The following is a 203-nucleotide window of genomic DNA, read 5'->3' as shown; positions in this document are numbered from 1 at the left end:
CGTGAGGAACGTGCGCTGGAAGAATTCGACAGGGTCGTTGTAGTCGGCAGATGCCTCCGTGCCGGTGGCGACCTGATGAAGGTCGGCCGCGAACTCGGCACGTGCGAAGTCATTCGCTGCGATGTCGGCGTGGGGCTGTAGGACGTCGCGCCATGCTGACAGATCCGTAGATGAGAGGCCGGGCATGCCCGACGATGCGCGGG

The 203-nt window shown here is 64.5% G+C and carries 1 protein-coding gene; it reads right to left on the bottom strand.

The genetic code is table 11. The annotated features are described in order from the left end of the window. On the bottom strand, window positions 1-203 hold a 203-nt coding region (locus ABY44_RS02610; RefSeq protein ID WP_431640814.1), incomplete at both ends, for a hypothetical protein.

Source organism: Burkholderia sp. ZZQ-2 (assembly GCF_050768715.1).
Lineage (GTDB): Bacteria > Pseudomonadota > Gammaproteobacteria > Burkholderiales > Burkholderiaceae > Burkholderia > Burkholderia cepacia.
Note: the sequence above shows the minus strand (reverse complement) of the source record. Positions and strands in the feature narration are given on the sequence as shown.